We start from the raw sequence: 19714 nt of genomic DNA, 5'->3' as shown, positions 1-19714 counted from the left end.
TACTGGGACACCCGCACCCTCGACAAGGACGGCAGGGTCATCGACGCTCCTGCCGCGAACTGATCCGCACGACCCGCTGCGACCCGGCTCCCGCCCCACCGGCCGGGACCGTCGCTTTGGGGCGAGGGTGGTCAGCGGAAGTCTGCCGTGAACGGGCGGCCGGGCGTCGCGGCGAGACACGGAGACCTCCGTGCGGTGCGTTCCTGGACAGGTACACCACATCGGAGGTCTTCACCGTGTTCACGACCCGCCGGTGTCGACGGGGCTCGTGATCAATACGCCTAGCGGGCCGTGCCGAAGTCCTGGGTCCAGTAGGAGCCGGGCTGGGCGAGACCGACGCCGATCTCCTTGAACGCGCAGTTGAGGATGTTCTCCTTGTGGCCGGGGCTGTTCATCCAGCCGGTCATCACCTGCTCGGGGGTGGAGTAGCCGTAGGCGACGTTCTCGCCGTAGGTGCTCCAGCTGTAACCGGCGCGGGTGATGCGGTCGCCGGGGGAGGAGCCGTCCGACCCGGTGTGCGACATGGTGCCGCTCGCCGCCATGTCCTTGCTGTGGTCCTGCGCGGCCTTGGTGAGGGTGGCGTTCACCTTCACGGGGGAGCAACCGACCTTGCCGCGTTCGGCGTTGACGAGCTCCACGACCTTGGCGACGGCACTGGAGGCGTCGGCGGGCTCGGGGGCCGGGGCGGCGGGCTTCGGAGCCGCGGTGGTGGGTTTCGGAGCGGCGGTGGTGGGTTTCGGAGCGGCGGTGGTGGGTTTCGGAGCCGCGGTGGTGGGCTTCGGAGCGGCCGTGGTGGGCTTCGGAGAAGCCGTGGCGGGCTTGGAGGCGGCCGCCCCGGGAGCCTTCGTCTCCGGCTTGTGCGACGGCTTCGCGCCGCTGTCCTTCGGCGTACCCGGCTTCGCGGCGCTCGCGGTGGCGGTCGGCGTGTCCGACGGCAGGGCCGTCGGCTCACCGTGCTGCTGACTGCTCCACCGGCTGTACCAGCCGGGGTCGCCCCTGTGCTCGGCCCCGGCCGCCGTGACCTGGTCCTGCCGCTGTCCCTCGTCGGGCCAGTCCGTGCAGGCCATGGCGACCGAGGGTATGCCTATGACTCCTACGGCGACCGCCGCGACGACCGTCCGCCGGTACCGCTTCTGATGGCGATGCTTTCCCATGCGTGACCTCACCCCTGCTGTCCGGAGGCTGGTCATTCTTGGGACGCCCCGGCACCGGGCGCAAAGGGCTCATCTCCTACCGTGCTTCGTAGACCGGGAGGGGGCTTGCGGCGGGCGGGAGACCGTGCCGACCTGCCCGTCAGGGGCCCGGCGGAGAGCCTGTCGCCCCGTCAGAAACCCCCGCATGGCGAAGAAGGCATGGTGCTCGGCTTCCCACCGGATCACCATCCGCAGGAGCCCGCTCCGCAATCATGGCAAGACGGACAAGTCACCTATGTCGCCAGAGGGAGTCCTACTAAGCGACCCGAACAGATCGCCGACTCCTGTGACAGATGTCACGGAATCATCAATTCCGGTTTTTCTCCAGGGCCGCCACCGCCTCTTTCGCGGCCTTAATGGCGCCCTTGTTGATCTCGTCCGTGCCCGGCGCCTTCTTCGACTCGAAGTCGCTGCCGTTGTACGTCACGATCACCAGCGCGTTGGAGGCACGGGCCACCACCACGCCCTCGCGTGTCTGCTGCTTGTCCTCGGTGGTGAGGTTCACGACGGAGTACGCCGCGTCCCCGAGCCCGGGGACCGCGCCGCCGCCGCTCTTGTCCTCCAGCCGCCCCTGGTACGACCGCTCCGCCGCCTCGTCCGACTCCAGCACCTCGAAGGAGACGTCGAGCCAGCGGTACTCGTAGCCCTTGAGCGCGTTCCAGGAACAGGTGCGGCGCAGCTTCGAGTCCGTGGACTGGATCTCCTTGCCGGCCGTCTTGGCGCCCGGCACAAGGGACTTGACGCTCTTCTCGGCGATGCTGCCGCACGGCGCCGGCGCGGCGGCGTACGTCTTCGCCGCCTGCGTCTGCGAAGGAGCGGACGCGGACTGGGTCTTCGTCTTCTCGGCCGGCTTGTCCGCGGCTTCCGGCGCGGCCGGCGAACCGGAGGACAGCGCCCAGCCGGCCGCGGCGAGGACGACCACGGGGGACAGACGCGCGGTCAGGGCGATCGGCAGAGGAAAGGAACGCACGGCGCACTCTTCGTGGGGGACGGTGCGGAGGGGGGTCCGCACAGCGGACGGGACGTCAGTGTCACACGGGTTCCCATGGTGCGGGAAGGGGCAACTCGCTCCGTAGGGAGGCGGTGACAGGGACGTACCGTCCGGGGCGTCGTCTTGCCGCAATTCCCCCCGTGAAGAGGTGATTTGCGTGCGTCAGGGGACGCGGGCGGTCCACTCCGGCGTGGTGAACTTCGTCCGGGCGTACTCCTCGGCGAGGGCCAGCTCCTTCTCCGTCACCTTGCCGTCCGTCAGGCCGTACCGGGCGCGGAACGAGTCGATCATCCGCTCGATGACGGCCTCGCGCGGCAGACCGGTCTGCCGGCGCAGCGGGTCCACCCGCTTCTTCGCGCTCTTCGTGCCCTTGTCGGACAGCTTCTCGCGTCCGATGCGCAGGACGTCGAGCATCTTGTCGGCGTCGATGTCGTACGCCATCGTCACGTGGTGCAGCACTCCGCCGGGGCCGCCGTCCGGGCCCACGATCCGCTTCTGGGCGGCGCCCGCGATCTTGCCCTGGTCGGTGGCGATGTCGTTCAGCGGCTGGTACCAGGCGCGGATCCCCATCTCGCCGAGCGCGCCCAGCACCCAGTCGTCGAGGTAGGCGTAGCTGTCCTGGAACGACAGCCCCTGCACCAGCGCCTCCGGCACCGACAGCGAGTACGTGATGGTGTTGCCGGGCTCCACGAACATCGCGCCGCCGCCGGAGATCCGGCGCACCACCTCGACGCCGTGCCGCCGGGCGCCCTCCGGGTCGACCTCGTTGCGCAGCGACTGGAAGCTGCCGATGATCACCGCCGGGGCGCCCCACTCCCACACGCGCAGCGTCGGCGGACGCCGGCCCGCGGCGACCTCGGCGGTCAGCACCTCGTCCAGCGCCATGTGCAGGGCGGGGGACTGCGGGCCCTCGTGGATCAGCTGCCAGTCGTAGTCGGTCCAGTCGGTGGCGTGCGCGAGCGCCCGGCGCACCGCGATGCCGACGCCCTCCGGGGTGAGCCCGTACATCACGGTCCCCTCGGGGAGGGCCGCGTCGATCCGCGCGGCCAGACCGGCGGCGTCGGTGTCGGCGGGGGCGCCGTCCAGGGCACGGTTCACGGCGTCCAGCGCCTCGTCGGGTTCGAGGAAGAAGTCGCCCGCCACGCGTGCGCGGCGCAGCACGCCGTCCTCCACGTCCACGTCCACGACGACCAGCTTGCCGCCGGGAACCTTGTACTCACCGTGCACGGCTCCGCCTTTCACTGCTGACACCCGCGCCAACACCGGCGAGGGCCGCCCTGTTCCCGCCCGCGGAAACGCCGCCGTGCCGAGGGGCCCGCGCTCCCGCCGCGTCCCGGTCGCCGCGAGGGCGGTCGGAAACCGGATTGATCAGCGCGCCTCCGCCTCCTAACCTGTGCAAGTAAGCGTTACCTAACTTTCACAGCATGCGCCGGGAGCCGCGGAAACATGATCAAGAAGCTCGGCGCGGTACTGCCCGACCTCACACCCTGGCGCTCCTCCCGGGACTTCCGCCTCCTGTGGGTGCAGGGCCTGGTCACCTACCTCGGCAGCGTGATGGCACTGATCGCGCTGCCGCTCCAGATCAAGGAACTGACCGGTTCCCCCCTCGCGGTGGGCGCGATGGGCGCCGTCGAACTGGTGCCGCTCGTGGTCTTCGGCCTCTACGGCGGCGCACTCGCGGACGCGGTCGACCGGCGCAAGGTCATCGTGCTCACCGAGGCGGGACTGGGACTGCTGGCCGTCGTCCTGCTGCTGAACGCGTTGCTGCCGCACCCCATGCTGTGGCCGCTGTACGTGGTCGCGGCCGGTGTGGCGGCACTCGCGGGACTCCAGCGCCCCGCCCTGGACTCGCTGCTGGCCCGGATCGTCCCCCACGACCAGCTCGCCGCCGCGGCCGCGCTCAACGCTCTGCGCTGGCAGGCGGGCGCCATCGGCGGACCCGCGCTGGCCGGCCTCGTGGTCGCGTACGCCGGCAACGTCCCCGCGTACGCCACCACCGTGGTCTGCTTCTGCGCGTCGGTCCTGATGTGCCGCCGGCTCTCACCCGTACCGCCCGTCGAGCACGCCGCCAAACCGTCGCTGCGCGGCATCGTCGAAGGGGCCCGGTACGCCTGGTCGCGGCCGGTGCTGCTGGGCACCTACGCGGTGGACCTCGCGGCGATGATCTTCGCCTTCCCCAACACCATCTTCCCCTTCCTCGCCGACGAGCTCGACGCCGACTGGGCGCTGGGCCTGATGTACTCGGCGGGAGCCGTCGGATCGCTGCTGCTCAGCCTGACCAGCGGCTGGGTCTCCCGGACACAGCGGCACGGTCTGTTCGTGGTGTTCGGCGCCACCGGCTGGGGCCTGGCCATGGCGGCGGCCGGCTGGGCGTCGAACGTCTGGCTGGTGCTGGTCTTCCTCGGCCTGGCGGGAGCCGGGGACATGCTGAGCGGTCTCGGCCGCTCCACCATCTGGAACCAGACCATCCCCGACCGGCTGCGCGGCCGGCTCGCCGGCATCGAGGTCCTCTCCTACAGCGTCGGCCCCCAGCTCGGCCAGGTCCGCGCCGGGGCGATGGCCGGCTGGACCGGCGCCCGCCCGGCGATCTGGAGCGGCGGCCTCGCCTGCGTCGCCGCGGTGGGCCTGCTCACCGCCGCGCTCCCCAAGCTCGTCGGCTACGACGCCCGCACCGACGAGGACGCCCTCCGCCGTGCCGCCGAGGGCACCGCGACCGCACCGGACCGTGAGGACGTCGGCGCCGACCGGTGACCCGCCGCCCGGCCGGGGCCGGTTCACGGCAGCCCGTACGCGGGCGGCGGCGTGACCACCAGGGTCACGCCGCCACCGAGCGGCCTCCCGGCCGGGAGGCGAGGGCCGAGAACGTACGGAGCCCTACGTGAGGGTCATCGCGTAGATCTGCACCCGGGGATCGTCCTGCAGGCCGAGGGAACGCACCGTCTTCGACGCGTCGAGGCCCGTGGAGGAACCGAACAGCCGCACCGGCGGGCCGTCCACACCCTGCCCGCGCTTGATCCGGTGCGGCATCTCCAGGGCCACGGAGCCGCCCTGCGGGGCCGATCCCGCCCAGTCGCCCACGGTGACCGGCAGTTCGGCGGTGGTCCCGTCGGTGTAGCGGACGGTGAGCACGGTCGCCACCGGACCGTGGTGGGCCGCGGCGACCATGTGCAGCGCGCCGTACGAGCCGGCCGGGAGCAGCATGGCCTGACCGCGGGCCTCCACGAAGTTCGCGGCCGTCCCGGACGGATCGGGGGCGTCGTAGGTCACGCCGTCCCGGGCGACCGGACCCGCCGCGGGCAGCAGATCACCGTCGTAGCTCCATCCCCCTCCGTCGAAGTCGCCCTCGCCGGACGCCGCGACGGTCGCGGTTCCGTCGTGGTTCAGCTCCTTGCCGAGGTCCACGGCACACTGCCCGTCGGCGTCCGCCGCGCAGCGGGCCGCGGCGCGCACCTCGATGCTGGCGGTCCGTTCCACGCCCTTCACGCCCTTCGCGTCCGCCGTGATCCGCACGGTGTACGTACCCGGTGCGGTTCCGGCCGGCACGATCACGTCCACCGTCGCGGTCCGCTGGACCGGGAGCCGTTGGGACGTGAGCGAGAAGGGCTTGGAGGTCTTCACGGTCCAGCCGCCGGGGGCCTTCGCGTCCACGTCGACCCGCAGCGTGCCGGGGGACTGGCCCAGCACGTCCAGGTTCAGGCGGACGCTCTGCGCGCTGTCGGCCGTCGGCAGGACGTCGGAGCCGGTGCGGAGCGACGCGTCGAGGTGCCGGCGGGAGTCGGCCGCCGCGCGGTTCACGGACGGCGGCTCCGCCGCCTTGCCCGTACCCCACGCCGACGGCTTGCCGCTCATCTCGAAGGCGAGGGTTCCGCCCTTGGCGACCGCGTCCCAGTCCAGCCAGGTCCTGCGCAGGTTCTTCCCGTCGAACTCCGCCCGCTTCACGTAGCGTTCGGTGTCGCTCGTGCCCGGCGCCTTCACGGTCAGGGTGCCGCCCTGCCGCTTCCCGTAGTCGCCGATGCGGATGACCGCCGACGGGAACTGCGGGCTGGAGACGGCGAGGAAGTCACCACCGTTCGTCGTCGGGTACAGCCCGAGGGACGAGAAGACGTACCAGGCCGACATGGTGCCCAGGTCGTCGTTGCCGGTCATGCCGTCGGGCCCGTCCGTGAAGAGCGTCATCGCGGCGCGCACCACGGTGGCGGTCTTGGCGGGCGCCCCGGCCCACAGGTACATGTACGGGGAGTGCAGATCGGGCTCGTTGTTCGGGTTGTAGGTCGGCTTCCCGTAGTAGTCGTACGGGGCCGAGATCCAGTCCTCGCGCGCGGTTTCGGCGGGGTCCGCGAGGAGCTTGTCGTACGCGAAGAAGGCGTCGAGCCGCTTCTCGGTCTCCCGCCTGCCGCCCATCAGGGACACCAGCCCGGCCGGGTCCTGGGGCACCAGCCACTGGTACTGGTAGGCGCCGCCCTCGTGGAACTGGTGGCCCGCCTCCACGGGGTCGTACGGCGTCAGCCAGGTGCCGTCGGTCGTACGTGGCCGGAACTGCCCGATGGAGGAGTCCCACAGGTTCCGGTACCACTGACCGCGTGCCGCGAACACGCGGGCGTCCGCGGTGTGCCCCAGCCCCTTGGCCATCAGCGCCAGCGACGCGTCCGCCGCCGCGTACTCCAGGGTCGCCGAGGCGGGATGACGGCAGTCGTTGTCACCGCCCTTGTCCGGACAGTCCTTCCCCGGTTCCAGCCCGCTGGGTATGTAGCCGCGCTCCAGGTAATCGGTGATTCCCGCACGGCCGTTGTAGGGGGAGTCGTCCGGCGGCGTGGAGAGGGCGTTCTTCCGCAGGAGCGCGTACGCCTCCTCCTCGTGGCCCGCGAGCAGGCCCTTGGACCACGCCTCGACCAGGAAGGGGGTCACCGGGTCGCCGGTCATGATGTTGGTCTCGCTGTTGGCGAGCGACCAGCGCGGCAGCCAGCCGCCGTCCCGTCCGATCGCGACGACCGACAGCGCCACATCGCGGGCGACCTTCGGCTCCAGCATCTGGAGCAGTTGGTTCTGCGGCCGGTGGGTGTCCCACAGCGACAGGTTCTGGTACGGCGTGAACCCGGACGCGGTATGGGTCTTCCCGTCGAAGCCGGCGTACCGGCCGTCGACGTCCCCGGCCAGGTTCGGGTGCAGTTGCGCGTGGTAGAGGGCCGTGTAGAACGCGCGTTGCCGCTCGGCCGGCCCGCCGCCGATCCTGACGGCGGCCAACTGCCGCTCCCAGGTGGCGTGCAGCGCCGCGCGGGTGGCGTCGAAGTCGTACGAGTCGTCCGTCTCCGCCTTCAGGTTCTTCCGGGCGCCCTCGAGGCCCGTGTAGGAGAGGCCCACCTTGACGACGACGTCACGGTCGGTGCCGGCGTCGAAGGTCACCCAGGCGCCGTTGCCGCCCTCACCGGCCGCGTCCCGCTCACCGGGGGAGCGGGTGGAGCCCCGCCAGGTGCCGTGCGAGGCGAACGGCCGGTCGAAGGTCGCCGTGAAGTAGACGGTGTGCCGGTCCTTGCCCGCGCAGAAGTTGCCCGCCTCGACCCGGCCCTCGACCGTCCGGTCGCCGACGACATGCACCTCCGAGCTGTACACCCGCTGGTTGGCCTTGCCCGTGTTGAACAGGACGTTGGCGCGGTCGGTCGAGGGGAAGGTGTAGCGCTGCCATCCCGTGCGGGGCGTGGCGGTCAGTTCGGCGTCGATGCCGTACGTCTTCAGCCCGACGCGGTAGTAGCCGGGTTCGGCGTCCTCGTCGTCGTGGGAAAAGGCCGAGCGGTAGGCGTCCGGGTCGACGGTGTCGACCGCGCCGGTCGTCGGCATGAGCGGCAGCTCGCCCATCACGGAGCAGCCCACGCCGGAGAGGTGGGTCTGGCTGAACCCGTGGATCTTGTTCTGCTGGTAGTCGTAGCCGCCCTGGCCGCCGGTGTCCGGGCTGACCTGGACCATGCCGAAGGGGGCACTCGCGCCGGGAAAGGTGTTGCCGAAGTTCTGTGTGCCGATGAACGGGTTGACCAGGGAAGTGAGTTGAGGATCGGCCGCGGAGGTCTGGGCGACGGCCGGCACCGGTCCCAGGGCGCCGCCGGCGACGAGCAGTGCGGCGAGGGCCGTCGATGCGCGGTGACGCCATCGGCGGAGAGGTCTGTGCATGGAAGCGGTCTCCTGTTCCTCACCCGTCATGTGCGGTACGACATGAGGGGTGATCTCCGAGCGACGGACGGAGCGGGGGCCTTCGACCGGTCACACGTGCGGTGCTCGGGCAGGGGCGGGGGACACGCACCCGGCCTGGGCCGGTCGGTTCGTGCGCAGGTCATCGATGTGAGCCTCCCCTCGCAGTGCGATCAGCGGCATCCGGCTGGACGGAAGCGGACTAGATCACGCGCTTGACATCGTTGTCAATACTTTTGGCGCCGACCGGTCCCCGACGCGAGCGGACGCGGACGGGGAGCCGGACGGGCCGGTCGGGGAGCCGAGCGGTTCGGATGCCTTCTCCGTGAGGCCAGGGTTCTCCCCACGGGACGCTTGATGTTGGATGGGCCGACCGACGCACGCCGACACCGAGGTGAGAGATGCAGTTCACGACTCGACCCACCCTCCAGGGCACCTTCGGCATGGTGTCCTCCACGCACTGGCTGGCCTCGCAGTCGGCGATGGCCGTGCTGGAGGACGGCGGCAACGCCTACGACGCCGCCGTGGCCGGAGCCTTCGTCCTGCACGTCGTCGAACCGCACCTCAACGGACCCGCCGGCGAGGTGCCGATCCTGCTCGCACCGGCCGGCGGTGAGGTGCGGGTGCTGTGCGGGCAGGGCGTCGCCCCGGCCGGGGCGACCGTCGCCCACTACCGGGGGCTCGGCCTGGACCTCGTCCCCGGCACCGGACCGCTCGCCGCGGCCGTGCCCGGCGCCTTCGACGCCTGGATGCTCCTGCTGCGCGACCACGGCACCAAGACCCTCGCCGACGTCCTGAAGTACGCCATCGGGTACGCCGAGGACGGGCACCCGCCCGTGGAGCGCGTCGGCCGGACCGTCGAGACCGTACGCGAGCTGTTCGAGACGGAGTGGACCTCCTCGGCCGAGGTGTACCTGCCCGGCGGCCGGCCCCCGCGCGCCGGTGAGCTGCTGCACAACCCCGCCCTCGCCGCCACCTGGAAGCGCCTGTTGTCCGAGGTCGCCGGGGTCGGGGACCGGGAGGCGCAGATCGACGCCGCGCGGGAGGTGTGGCGGACCGGGTTCATCGCCGAGGCCCTGGTCCGGCAGTCCGGGCGGCCCACCATGGACACCAGCGGCGAACGCCACACCGGCACCCTGACCGCCGCCGACCTCGCCGGCTGGTCCGCGACCTACGAGACCCCGGTGACGTACGACTGGAACGGCTGGACCGTGTGCAAGGCCGGCCCTTGGAGCCAGGGCCCGGTCCTGCTCCAGCAACTCGCCCTGCTCCCGCCGGAACTGCCCCGCTACGGCTCCGCCGAGTACATGCACCTGCTGATCGAGGGCTGCAAGCTCGCCATGGCCGACCGCGAGGCCTGGTACGGGGACGCGGCCGAGGTGCCGCTCGACGACCTGCTGTCGGACGAGTACAACGCCGAGCGGCGGACCGGGATCGGCCCCCGTGCCTCCCACGAGCTGCGGCCCGGCAGCCCCGGCGGGCGCACTCCGCGGCTGAGCGCCCACGCGCGCGTGGTGGTCACCGAGGAGCCCGGCTTCGGCCCGATGGGCGTCGGAGAGCCCACCATCGCCAAGAGCCCGACGTCCCCCGTGCCCGGTGAACCCGACGTCCTTGCCGACGGCGGCACCCGCGGCGACACCTGCCACCTCGACATCGTCGACCGCTGGGGCAACATGATCGCGGCCACCCCCAGCGGCGGCTGGCTCCAGTCCAACCCCGTCGTGCCCGAACTGGGCTTCCCGCTCGGCACCCGGCTGCAGATGACCTGGCTGGAGGAGGGGCTGCCGGGCACGCTCACCCCCGGACGCCGCCCCCGCACCACCCTCACCCCGTCCCTGGCCCTGCGCGACGGGGTGCCCGTCATGGCGTTCGGCACACCCGGCGGGGACCAGCAGGACCAGTGGCAGCTGCACTTCTTCCTCGCCGTCGCCCTGCGCGAGCGGGTGCGCGGCGGACTCGACCTCCAGGGCGCCGTCGACGCCCCCAACTGGCACAACGACAGCTTCCCCGGCTCCTTCTTCCCGCGCGGCATGCGCCCCGGCAGTGTCACCGTCGAGTCCCGCACGGACCCGGCGGTGGTGGAGGCGCTCCGCCGCCGCGGCCACGAGGTGACCGTCGGCGACGCCTGGTCGGAGGGCCGGCTCTGCGCGGTCGCCCGGGACCCGGCCACCGGCGTCCTCTCCGCGGCGGCCAACCCGCGCGGCATGCAGGGCTACGCGGTGGGCCGCTGAGCCCACGACGGCAGGGGCGGGCACCCCGTCTTCATCCCGATTCCACCCGCTGTGCACCGGACGGGCGGGGATTGTCAGTGGCGCGTGTTCTCATGGGGGCATGATCGAGACCAACGAAACCATCGACGAGTTTCTCCCCCGGCACACCTCCGACGTGGAGGAACTGGTCCGCAAGGCCGCGGCCCAGGAGATCGTGCCGCGCTGGCGGCGGCTCGGCGAGCACGACGTGGACCTCAAGGCCGGCCCGCACGACCTGGTGACGGACGCCGACCGCAACGCCGAGCTGTACCTCACGGACGCCCTCCCCGCCCTGCTGCCCGGCTCCGTCGTGGTCGGCGAGGAGGCAGTGCACGCCGACCCGGCGTCGTACGAGGCGATACAGGGCGACACACCGGTGTGGATCGTCGACCCCGTCGACGGCACCCGCCAGTTCGTGCGCGGCGAAACGGGCTTCTGCACCCTGGTCGCCCTCGCGTGGCGCGGAGTCGTCCACGCCTCCTGGACCTACGCCCCCGCCCGCGACCAGTTCGCCACGGCCGTACGGGGACGGGGCGCGCACCTCGACGGCGAGCCGCTGCGCGCGGGCTCCCCGGAACCCGGCCGAGACCTCCGCGTGGCCACCTCCCACCCGGACTACACCACGGACGAGCAGAAGCGCGCCCTGCTCGGCCTGTGGACGGACGGCGTGGCCCCCCGCGCCTGCGGCTCGGCCGGACTGGAGTACCTGGCGATCGCCCGCGGCGCGTTGGACGCCACCGCGTTCTCCTGGGAAGCCGCCTGGGACCACGCGGCCGGTCTGCTCCTCGTGGAGGAGGCCGGCGGCACCCACCTCACGCGTGCGGGCGAGCCCTTCAGTATCAGGGGCGGCAACACCCTGCCCTTCACCGCGGCCCGGGACGAGGCCACGGCTCGCCGGGTGGTGGAACTGCTGACGGACGGAGCCTGATGCCACACCCCTCTCCGGAGGCCCCGGGAGAACGCCGGCGCCCCGGCATATCCTGATCCCCCAGTGGCCGTCGGCTGACGAAGGAGTCCGAAGGTGCCGTCGATGCTCGATGCGGTCGTGGTGGGGGCGGGGCCGAACGGGCTGACCGCTGCGGTGGAGCTGGCCCGGCGCGGCTTCTCGGTGGCCCTGTTCGAGGCGAAGGACACCGTCGGCGGCGGGGCCCGCACCGAGGAACTGACCCTGCCCGGCTTCCGTCACGACCCGTGCTCCGCCGCCCACCCCCTCGCCGTCAACTCACCCGCGTTCCGCGCACTGCCCCTGGAGCGCTACGGACTGGAGTGGCTGCACCCGGAACTCCCCATGGCGCACCCCTTCCCGGACGGCACGGCGGCCGTGCTGTCCCGGTCGGTGGGGGAGACGGCCGCCTCCTTCGGACCGCGCGACGCCGGCGCGTACCGCCGGCTCGTCGAGCCCTTCCTGCCCAAGTGGGACACCCTGGCCCGCGACTTCATGTCGCTGCCGCTGACCGCGCTGCCCCGCGACCCGGTCACCCTCGCCCGTTTCGGCCTGCTCGGCCTGCCCCCGTCGACGTGGCTCACCCGCCGCTTCCGCGACGAGCGGGCCCGCACCCTGTTCGCCGGTCTCGTCGCCCATGTCATGGCCCCCCTCGGCGGCTTCGCCACCGGAGCCGTCGGCCTGGTCTTCGCCCTCGCCGCGCACGCCCGCGGCTGGCCGGTCGCCCGCGGCGGCTCCCAGGCCATCTCCGACGCCCTCGCCGCGTATCTGAAGGACCTCGGCGGCAGCGTCCACACCGACTACGAGGTCAAGCGCCTCGACGACCTGCCGCCGGCCCGGGCGTACGTCTTCGACACCTCGCCCACCGCCCTGGCCCGCATCGCCGGCTTCGGCGGCCATTACGCGAACTACCGTTACGGCCCCGGCGTGTTCAAGATCGACTACGCGCTGGACGGCCCCGTGCCGTGGACCGCGCCCCAGGCCCGCACCGCCGGCACCGTACAGATCGGCGCGGACAGCACCGAGATCGCCGCCGCCCTGCGCGCCGCCTCCCGTGAGGGCCGCGCCCCCGACGCGCCGTTCCTCATCACCGTGCAGCCCGGCGTCGCCGACCCCACCCGCGCCCCGGCCGGCAAACACGTCTTCTGGGCGTACGGACATGTGCCCCACGGCTGGACCGGCGACCTCACCGACGCCATCGAACGCCAACTGGATCGCTACGCCCCCGGCTTCCGTGACCGCGTCCTGGCCCGCGCCACCGCGGGACCGCCCGAACTCGCCGCCCGCAACGCCAACTACGTCGGCGGAGACATCGCCACCGGCGCGGTCTCCGGACTCCAGCTCCTGCTGCGCCCCAAACTGTCCCTGTTCCCCTACGCGACCCCGCACCCGGCCGTCTTCATCTGCTCGTCGGCCACCCCACCCGGCCCCGGCGTGCACGGCATGTCGGGCCACAACGCGGCGAAGGCCGTCTGGAGGAGGCTGCGACAGCCGTGACCCCCACCCTCACGCTCGTCCAGGGCGACATCACCGATCAGAGCGCCGACGCGATCGTCAACGCGGCCAACTCGTCCCTGCTGGGCGGGGGAGGCGTCGACGGCGCGATCCACCGCCGGGGCGGCCCGGAGATCCTGGCGGAGTGCCGCGCCCTGCGCGCCTCCCGGTACGGCAGGGGCCTGCCCACCGGCCAGGCGGTCGCCACCACCGCCGGCCGCCTGGACGCCCGCTGGGTGATCCACACCGTCGGCCCGGTGCACCAGGGCCCGGGCAGTGATCCCGCGCCGCTCGCCTCCTGCTACCGGGAGTCGCTCCGCGTGGCCGACGAACTGGGCGCCCGGACGGTCGCGTTCCCGGCGATCTCCACCGGTGTGTACCGGTGGCCGATGGACGACGCGGCCCGCATCGCGGTGGAGACGGTGCGGAACACGCCGACCGCCGTCGAAGAGGTCAGGTTCGTCCTCTTCGACGAACGGGCCTACGCGGCGTTCGCCCGGCACCTCGGCTGACGGGAACCACGGGGCCCGTACCGGACTGTCCCGAGCGGCGGAGGCGGCGAACGCGGTGTCAGCCGACCTCGCCGACCGGTCCGACGGTCAGCGCGCCCCCGCCGGAACCGTCGGTGACGGGCACCGGGCCACCGGGCCAGGCGTCGCCGACGCCAACGCGCCGGTGACGTCCCGCTGTCGTGGGCCGGCGCCGTACCGGACCCGGCGAGGCACCCTCCGGCCGCGAGCCGTGCCGCGGAGGGTGACAGGGTGGGGGCATGCGTCTGTACGAAGAACGACTCGGCGTGCCGCGCACGTGGTTCTGGCTCGCCGTCCTGCCGGGTGTGATGGCCGCCCTCGTCCTGCTGCCCCTCGGGCCCGTGGCCGCCGCCGGCGGACTGGCGGTCGCGGTGGCCCTCACCGCGCTGGGGCTGCGCGCCTACGGCGCCGCCCGCATCGTCGTGACGGCCGGTCACCTCACGGCGGGCTCGATACGGCTGCCCGTCAGCTCCCTGGGCATGACCGAGATCCTGGACGCCGAGGAGGCGTTCCTCTGGCGTACCCGACGGGCGGACGGACGTGCGGCGATGCTGTTGCGCGGCTACGTCCCGACGGCCGTGCGCATCGAGATCGACGACCCGGACTCCCCCGAGCCCTATCTCTACCTCTCCACCCGTCAGCCGGTCACGCTTCTCGCGGTGCTCTCCTTCGCCCGTCGCTGACGGCACCGCCGGACCGGTTCCAGCCGTGGCGGGCCTGGACGGCCGGCGTCCACGGCCGGGAACCGCGCCGCCGAACCATCAGGACCGCACAAACAGCGACGGGATCATTGCTTCGGTTGTGTTCGAGTTCTAGGGTGTGGCTGGCCCAGTAGTCGCTCCGTCACCATCAGTCGCGATTCCTCCCTGCCGTAACGCGCCGCGTTCTTCGGTGCGTCGAGGGGAATCCGACGTGCCCTCAGTCCGCGCAGTGCTCTGTCGTACCGAGGAAGGCCACGGTCATGCCGCACCCGCACCCGCACCCGTCTCCCGCCGACCGGTCCCCCCGCCCCGGACAGCCGGTCGTCAGCCGCCGCCGTCTCCTGGAGTCCGGCGCCGCCGTGCTCGGCGCCCTCGCCCTGTCCGCGCCGCCCGGCGCCGCGCACGCGGCCGGCCGGCGGGCGGCGGCCGACGCGCCCCCGGAGTGGAACGACTTCGGCGTCTTCCGGCTCGGCACCCAGCCGCCGCACACCACGCTCATGCCGTACGCGGACGTGCGCCAGGCCCTCGCCGCCGACCGCACCCGCTCGCCCTACCGGCTGAGCCTCGACGGCACCTGGAAGTTCGCCTACGCCGACCGCCCCGAGGACCGGGACACCGACTTCCACCGCACCGACACCGACGACACCGGCTGGGACACCATCCCGGTCCCGTCCGTGTGGCAACTGCACGGCCACGACGTCCCGATCTACCTGAACATCACCTACCCCTACTGGGGCCCCAACGGCCGCGGCGAGGACCCGCAGCCGCCCGCCGCCCCCACCCGCCACAACCCGGTCGGCCAGTACCGGCGCACCTTCACCGTCCCGCACGACTGGAAGGGACGGCGCACCTTCCTCCACTTCGAGGGCGTCAAGTCCGCCCACTACGTGTGGATCAACGGCGAACTCGTCGGTTACGACGAGGACTCCTACACCCCGTCCGAGTACGACATCACCGACCACCTCAGGCCCGGCACCAACCAGATCGCCGTGGAGGTGTACCGCTACGCCGACGGCGACTGGCTGGAGGACCAGGACATGATCCGGCTGAGCGGCATCTTCCGCTCGGTCTACCTGTACTCCACCCCGGCCGTGCACCTGCGCGACTTCAAGCTGGACACCCCGCTGAACGACACCTACACGCAGGGCGAGTTGGTGGTCACCGCGAGCGTACGGGCGTACGGCGGCGGCGGGTCGGGCCGGTACACCGTCGAGACCCAGCTGTACGACGCCCGCGGCCACGCCGTCTGGTCCCGTCCGCTGGAGCAGACCGCCGACCTCGGCACGGCCGGCGCCGGCGAGGACGTCACCGTACGGGCCTCGAAGGCCGTGACCCGGCCCCGGCTGTGGTCGGCCGAGCACCCGGACCTCTACACGGCCGTCCTCAGACTCCGCGACCCGGCGGGCGAGGTGATCGAGACCCTGTCCCACCGCGTCGGCTTCCGCGAGTTCGCCATCAGGGACGGGCTGATGCGGATCAACGGAAAGCCCGTCTCCTTCCGCGGCACCAACCGCCACGAGATGCACCCGTCCCACGGCACCGCCCTCACCCGCGAGAACCTGGTCGAGGACATCGGGATCATCAAGCGGATGAACATCAACTCCGTCCGCACCTCGCACTACCCGAACAACCCGCTGTGGTACGAACTCGCCGACGAGTACGGCCTCTACCTCGTCGACGAGACCAACCTCGAGACCCACGGCATCCGTGACGAGTACCCGGGCGACCATCCGGAGTGGACGGCGGCCTGCGTGGCCCGCGCCCAGAACATGGTCCACCGCGACAAGAACCACCCCTCGGTGGTCATCTGGTCGCTCGGCAACGAGGCCGGCGGCGGCTCCACCTTCACCGCCATGCACGACTGGATCCGCTCCTACGACCCCACCCGCGTCATCCAGTACGAGGGCGACGACCGGCCGGGCATCAGCGACATCCGCTCCCGGATGTACGAGAGCCCGTCCCGCATCGAGCAACGTGCCGCGGACACCGCCGACACCCGGCCGTACGTCATGATCGAGTACTCCCACGCGATGGGGAACTCCAACGGCAACTTCAAGAAGTACTGGGACGTCGTCCGCCGCCACGACGCCCTCCAGGGCGGCTGGATCTGGGACTTCGTCGACCAGTCCCTCTACACACCCGTCCTCGCCCGCACCCTGCTCACCGAGTCCGGACCGGCCGGACTGCGCGGCGAGATCCTCGCCACCCGCGGCACACTCGACCGCGACAAGGGCCTGTCCGGCATCACGGTCTTCGAACGCCACGACAGCCTCGACCTCACGGGTTCACTGACCCTGGAGGCCTGGATCACCCCCGGCGTGACGGGCTACCACCAGCCGGTCATCGCCAAGGGCGACACCCAGTACGCGCTCAAACAGAGCGGCCGCACCCTGGAGTTCTTCCTCTACGGCGGCGGGCAGTGGATCGCCGTCAACTGGACCGTGCCCGACGACTGGACCGGCCGCGAACACCACGTCGCGGGCGTCTTCGACGCGGACGCCGGCACGCTGACCCTGCACGTCGACGGCGCGGTGAAGGCCACCCGCACCACCGACCGGCGCCCCGACAGCAACACCGCGCCGCTCGCGCTCGCCTCCGACGCCGACAACCAGACCCGCGAGTTCAGCGGCACCGTCCGCCGCGCCCGCGTCTACGCCCGCGCCCTCACCGCCGCCGAACTGGCCTCCGACGACCGGGGCCCTGGCGACGACGGCGTACGGTTCTGGTTCGACGCCGCCACCGTCGAGGTGGAGCGGAAGCGGCCCGAGGAGAAGAGGTTCCTCGCCTACGGCGGTGACTGGGGCGACAACCCCAACGACGGCGCCTTCGTCGCCGACGGCATCGTCACCGCCGACCGCGGCCACACCGGCAAGGCCGCCGAGATCAAACGCGTCTACCAGGCGATCAACGCCGCCCGCACCTCCGACGACGGCGACCCCGGCGCCGTCACCCTCACCAACGAGTACCTGTTCACCAACGTCCGTGAGTTCGACGGCCGTTGGGAACTCGTCGCCGACGGCGAGATCATACGGCGCGGAAGGCTGACCCGGGACCAGCTCGACGTGCCGCCACAGTCCGAGAAGGCCATCACCCTGCCCGTACGCCTGCCGAAGGACCCCGCACCGGGCACCGAGTACTTCCTCCAACTGTCCTTCACCACAAGGGAATCCACGCCGTGGGCGAAGGCCGGCTTCGAGGTGGCCCGGCAGCAGCTCCCGTTCGACGCCGGAAGCCCGGCCGTGACCCCCGTACCGCTGTCGCGCGTCCCGGCCCTGCGCCACGAGGAGCGCGACGACGACATCAGGGTCACCGGCAGGGACTTCTCGGTCACCGTCGACAAGAACACCGGCACCCTCACCTCCTACGAGATGAAGGGCACCCGCCTGATCACCTCCGGACCGGTGCCCAACTTCTGGCGGGCACCCACCGACAACGACCACGGCAACGGCCAGCACACCCGCAACCAGACCTGGCGCGACGCCGGCGCCCGCCGGAAGGTCACCGGCGTCACCGTACGGACCCTGGCCGACCGGGCCGTCGAGATCAAGGTCGGCGGCACCCTGCCCACCACCACCCAATCGACGTACACCACCACTTATACGGTGTTCGGCAACGGCGAGATCAAGGTCGACAACACCCTCCACCCGGGCGCGCCGGACCTGCCGTACATCCCGGAGGTCGGCACGCTGCTGTTCCTGCCGCGCCGCCTGGACCGCCTGCACTACTACGGACGCGGCCCCGAGGAGAACCACTGGGACCGCAACACCGGCACCGACGTCGGCCTCTACACGTCGACCGTGGCCGACCAGTGGACCCCCTACATCCGCCCGCAGGAGAACGGCAACAAGACCGACGTCCGCTGGGCCGCCCTGACCGACGGCAGGGGACGCGGCCTGCTGGTGTCGGGCGAACCCCTCCTGGAGATCAACGCCTCGCACTTCACCCCGGAGGACCTGTCGGCCGGCGTCCGGCACGACTACCAGCTCACCCCGCGGGACGCGGTCGTGCTGCGGGTCAACCACCGGCAGATGGGCGTCGGCGGCGACAACAGCTGGGGCGCGCACACCCACGACGAGTTCAAGCTCTTCGCCGACCGCGATCACACGTACACCTACCGGCTGCGCCCGCTCACCGACGTGGCCGGGGCGACGGCGGTCTCGCGCCGGCCCACGGCGACCGAGTAGGAGGACACATGCGCGGGAGCCCGGGTACCCGGGCTCCCATGGGTGACATCCTGGTCGGGGCCTGTTCGTGGACGGACCGCATGCTCGTGACGAGCGGCTGGTATCCGAGCGGGCGGCGGGACGCCGAGGGACGGCTGCGGCACTACGCCTCCAGGCTGCCCGTCGTCGAGGTGGACTCCGCCTACTACGCGCTGCCCAGCCGCCGCAACAGCGAACTGTGGGTGGAGCGCACACCGGACGGCTTCCGCTTCGACGTCAAGGCGTTCTCGCTGCTGACCGGCCACCCCACCCGGCCGCAGGCGCTCCCCGCCGACCTGCGGGACCGGCCGGTGGACGGCGCCCTCCTCGACGAGGTGTGGAGGAGGTTCGCGGAGGCGGTCGGGCCGCTGCGCGAGGCCGGGCGGCTGGGCGCCGTGCTGTTCCAGTTCCCGCCCCGGTTCGCGCCCGGCGCCCCGGCCGAACGGACCCTGGAGGAGTGCGCGGAGCGCACGGCCGGCTGGCCGCTCGCCGTCGAGTTCCGGCACCCGGGGTGGTGGGCGGCGGAGCGGGCCGAGGACACCCTCGCGCTGCTGTCCGGGCTGGGCGCGACGGCCGTCGGCGTGGACATGGCCCAGGGCCTCTCCGGCTCCCTGCCGCCCGTCGCACCCGTCAGCCGCCCCGCCCTCGCCGTCGTACGGTTCCACGGCCGCAGCAGGGACTGGGGGAGGGGGAGCAAGGAGGACCGCTTCCGCCACGACTACGACGTGACCGAACTCGCCGCCTGGGTGCCCCGGCTGCGGCGCGCGGCGGAGCGGACGGACGAACTGCACGTGCTGTTCAACAACTGCTGCGCGGACGCCGCCGTACGCGCCGCCGAGACCATGCGGGGGCTGCTCACCCCGCGGTGTCGCTGATCCCCAGCCGCAGGTGCTCCACGTGGTAGACGGCCTGGTCGAGCAGCCCGGCGACATGGTCGTCGTGCAGCGCGTACACCACGGAACGTCCCCGGCGCTCGCCGACCACCAGGCCCAGATTGCGCAGCAGTCGCAGCTGGTGCGAGCAGGCCGACTGCTCCATGCCCACCTCCGCCGCCAGCTCCGTGGCCGGGAGCGGGCCCTCGCGCAGGCGGGCGAGGATCAGCAGCCGGGAGGGCGTGGACAGGGCCTGGAGCGTGGTGGCGACCTTCGCGACGTTGTCCGCGTCCAGGCGCACCCGCGCGGCGTCGTCCTGTGCGGAAACGGCGGCTCCATGACCCATGTGGACATCCTACTCA

The 19714-nt window shown here is 72.2% G+C and carries 13 protein-coding genes; 8 read left to right on the top strand and 5 right to left on the bottom strand.

The window, feature by feature from the left end:
• Positions 1-281: 281 nt before the first annotated feature.
• The 3 genes from IH50_RS0101830 to IH50_RS0101820 form a co-directional block, all read right to left on the bottom strand.
• Positions 282-1154 carry a CAP domain-containing protein gene (locus tag IH50_RS0101830; protein WP_030856453.1) on the bottom strand — a complete coding sequence of 291 codons (873 nt, stop codon included), beginning with the start codon at positions 1152-1154 and terminating at the stop codon, positions 282-284.
• Between the two features lie 346 nt (positions 1155-1500).
• Positions 1501-2163 (bottom strand): hypothetical protein, encoded by a 663-nt coding sequence (locus IH50_RS0101825; RefSeq protein WP_030856451.1) that lies wholly within the window; start codon positions 2161-2163, stop codon positions 1501-1503.
• A gap of 183 nt (positions 2164-2346) precedes the next feature.
• Positions 2347-3411, bottom strand: coding sequence for a lipoate--protein ligase family protein (locus tag IH50_RS0101820; RefSeq protein WP_030856449.1), 1065 nt, complete (start codon positions 3409-3411; stop codon positions 2347-2349).
• Between the two features lie 219 nt (positions 3412-3630).
• On the opposite strand from IH50_RS0101820, the gene IH50_RS0101815 reads away from it, so the two are divergent.
• Positions 3631-4935 carry an MFS transporter gene (locus IH50_RS0101815; protein WP_030856448.1) on the top strand — a complete coding sequence of 435 codons (1305 nt, stop codon included), beginning with the start codon at positions 3631-3633 and terminating at the stop codon, positions 4933-4935.
• A 123-nt stretch (positions 4936-5058) separates the two neighbouring features.
• Here the strand turns inward: IH50_RS0101815 and IH50_RS0101810 are convergent, their stop codons facing one another.
• Complete coding sequence (locus IH50_RS0101810) at positions 5059-8343, bottom strand: GH92 family glycosyl hydrolase (RefSeq protein ID WP_030856446.1); 3285 nt, start codon at positions 8341-8343, stop codon at positions 5059-5061.
• Between the two features lie 419 nt (positions 8344-8762).
• Between IH50_RS0101810 and IH50_RS0101805 the strand changes: the two genes are divergently transcribed.
• From IH50_RS0101805 to IH50_RS0101775, 7 genes are all read left to right on the top strand, one after another.
• Positions 8763-10592: a gamma-glutamyltransferase family protein gene (locus IH50_RS0101805; protein ID WP_030856443.1), complete on the top strand. Its 1830-nt coding sequence runs from the start codon at positions 8763-8765 to the stop codon at positions 10590-10592.
• Between the two features lie 100 nt (positions 10593-10692).
• Entirely contained in the window at positions 10693-11538 is an 846-nt protein-coding gene (locus tag IH50_RS0101800; protein ID WP_030856441.1) for an inositol monophosphatase family protein, read from the top strand.
• A 102-nt stretch (positions 11539-11640) separates the two neighbouring features.
• Entirely contained in the window at positions 11641-13050 is a 1410-nt protein-coding gene (locus tag IH50_RS0101795; protein ID WP_030856440.1) for a phytoene desaturase family protein, read from the top strand.
• Positions 13047-13559 carry an O-acetyl-ADP-ribose deacetylase gene (locus IH50_RS0101790; RefSeq protein ID WP_030856438.1) on the top strand — a complete coding sequence of 171 codons (513 nt, stop codon included), beginning with the start codon at positions 13047-13049 and terminating at the stop codon, positions 13557-13559. The genes IH50_RS0101795 and IH50_RS0101790 overlap by 4 nt, the downstream gene beginning before the upstream one ends.
• Before the next feature lie 257 nt (positions 13560-13816).
• Positions 13817-14260, top strand: a complete 444-nt coding sequence (locus IH50_RS0101785) for a DUF3093 domain-containing protein (RefSeq protein ID WP_030856437.1) — start codon at positions 13817-13819, stop codon at positions 14258-14260.
• Positions 14261-14538: 278 nt separating this feature from the next.
• The gene (locus IH50_RS0101780) at positions 14539-18462 is read left to right on the top strand and encodes a glycoside hydrolase family 2 TIM barrel-domain containing protein (RefSeq protein WP_030856435.1); all 3924 of its coding nucleotides are present in this window, start codon (positions 14539-14541) and stop codon (positions 18460-18462) included.
• 38 nt (positions 18463-18500) lie between these two features.
• Complete coding sequence (locus IH50_RS0101775) at positions 18501-19355, top strand: DUF72 domain-containing protein (RefSeq protein ID WP_030856434.1); 855 nt, start codon at positions 18501-18503, stop codon at positions 19353-19355.
• On the opposite strand, the gene IH50_RS0101770 is transcribed toward IH50_RS0101775, so the two are convergent.
• On the bottom strand, positions 19336-19698 hold the full coding sequence (locus tag IH50_RS0101770) for an ArsR/SmtB family transcription factor (RefSeq protein ID WP_030856433.1): 363 nt from the start codon (positions 19696-19698) through the stop codon (positions 19336-19338). The two genes, IH50_RS0101775 and IH50_RS0101770, sit on opposite strands and share 20 nt — an antisense overlap.
• Positions 19699-19714 lie beyond the last annotated feature (16 nt).

This window comes from Streptomyces sp. NRRL S-37 (assembly GCF_000721605.1).
Lineage (GTDB): Bacteria > Actinomycetota > Actinomycetes > Streptomycetales > Streptomycetaceae > Streptomyces.
Note: the sequence above shows the minus strand (reverse complement) of the source record. Positions and strands in the feature narration are given on the sequence as shown.

What these genes read in the sequence shown, in the direction of transcription:
- IH50_RS0101830 (WP_030856453.1), bottom strand. Translation starts at nt 1,154, where the DNA reads ATGGGAAAGCATCGCCATCAGAAGCGGTACCGGCGGACGGTCGTCGCG.
- IH50_RS0101815 (WP_030856448.1), top strand. Translation starts at nt 3,631, where the DNA reads ATGATCAAGAAGCTCGGCGCGGTACTGCCCGACCTCACACCCTGGCGC.
- IH50_RS0101810 (WP_030856446.1), bottom strand. Translation starts at nt 8,343, where the DNA reads ATGCACAGACCTCTCCGCCGATGGCGTCACCGCGCATCGACGGCCCTC.
- IH50_RS0101805 (WP_030856443.1), top strand. Translation starts at nt 8,763, where the DNA reads ATGCAGTTCACGACTCGACCCACCCTCCAGGGCACCTTCGGCATGGTG.
- IH50_RS0101800 (WP_030856441.1), top strand. Translation starts at nt 10,693, where the DNA reads ATGATCGAGACCAACGAAACCATCGACGAGTTTCTCCCCCGGCACACC.
- IH50_RS0101795 (WP_030856440.1), top strand. Translation starts at nt 11,641, where the DNA reads ATGCTCGATGCGGTCGTGGTGGGGGCGGGGCCGAACGGGCTGACCGCT.
- IH50_RS0101785 (WP_030856437.1), top strand. Translation starts at nt 13,817, where the DNA reads ATGCGTCTGTACGAAGAACGACTCGGCGTGCCGCGCACGTGGTTCTGG.
- IH50_RS0101780 (WP_030856435.1), top strand. Translation starts at nt 14,539, where the DNA reads ATGCCGCACCCGCACCCGCACCCGTCTCCCGCCGACCGGTCCCCCCGC.
- IH50_RS0101775 (WP_030856434.1), top strand. Translation starts at nt 18,501, where the DNA reads ATGGGTGACATCCTGGTCGGGGCCTGTTCGTGGACGGACCGCATGCTC.
- IH50_RS0101770 (WP_030856433.1), bottom strand. Translation starts at nt 19,698, where the DNA reads ATGGGTCATGGAGCCGCCGTTTCCGCACAGGACGACGCCGCGCGGGTG.